Below are 1,250 nucleotides of genomic sequence, written 5' to 3' on the forward strand. Positions count from 1 at the left end.
CCCAAAAACAACCATACATAATACATCTATTAACGTCCCCTCTTATCTCTACATATATAGCAATAATTCACATATACCCATTGAGAATATTTACATTTTGTAATAAATTCACCCTCTAATAAGAACACCGTTCAAATGTTACGCTCAATTATAAAATACAACCATTCCACAACATAAATTTATTATATGAAATATAAAACACTTACAATATTAATATCAACAAGTCTATTACTTACTGGATGTGGTGGCGGAGGTGGTGGTGAACCAGTCTCACCAGCAGTTACACCTGAGCCAACGAAACCCACCACAACCCTGCCTACCCCCGATGCTAAGCCATCAAAACAGCCTCGGATGCAACTCAATATTGAAGACATTGAGATCACCTATGGCGAAAAAAGTGACATTACACTGTTGATCCAAAACCAAATGGGTAACTTAACCTATGAACAAGTCAGCACTGACTATAACAATGTTGCTGAACTTGATCCTTTCTCGAATACGTTAACCATACTTAATGCAGGTGAACTCACCTATAAAGTAACTGACACAAGTGATGACTACCAAACTTCTAGCTCAACCTTTACTGTTAAAGTTAAAAAGGCACAAGCACCTACCCCATTATTAAAAGAAGTCATCCTAGACCAAAAAGATACATCGAGATATTTTACCGTTGATAATGCTCGCGGGAACTTAAGCGTAGAGCTTGATTCTGGATCTAGTACACTTGTTGATCTTCAATATGTAGGTGGTTATAGATTTACAATCACGCCTAAAAACCCAGGCGTTGCTACTGGATTTATTGTCGATACTGGTAACCCAAACTACGCTGGCTACAAGATCCCATTTAAGATTGATATTAAAGAAGCAATTACTAACAACTTCTCTAATATAGAAATGAAGTTTGGTGCACAGCCACTTCATCAAACGTTAAGTAGTGAAGCGACTTACACATTCAGTGCAAATGACCCTGAAATTATTAGCATCGATCAGACATCTGGTACCATCCAAGCATTAAAAGTGGGTAGAACTTATGTCGACGTTACTTATAAATCTATCCATTCAAACCAAGCAGCAACCCATGATGGTTTTTATGTCGATATTGTAAAAGGCGATCGTCCTACTGCTTTTAACGCAACAATGACACAAGCGCTTCCTTACTCGACACTTACCCAATGTAGTGGCATAGTGAATTTGGTCACTTAGTTAGAGGTGATATTATCACCTCATAAGTTAACAGGTGACATTATGAC

1 protein-coding gene is annotated in these 1,250 nt (G+C 37.8%); it reads left to right on the plus strand.

The genetic code is table 11. The features are described from left to right. Nucleotides 1–186: 186 nt before the first annotated feature. A complete protein-coding gene (locus ASV53_RS24080) occupies nucleotides 187–1,203 on the plus strand; it encodes a hypothetical protein (protein WP_094959000.1) in 1,017 nt (338 codons plus the stop codon). Nucleotides 1,204–1,250 lie beyond the last annotated feature (47 nt).

The sequence above is a fragment of the Photobacterium sanguinicancri genome, from assembly GCF_002265265.1.
GTDB lineage: Bacteria > Pseudomonadota > Gammaproteobacteria > Enterobacterales > Vibrionaceae > Photobacterium > Photobacterium sanguinicancri.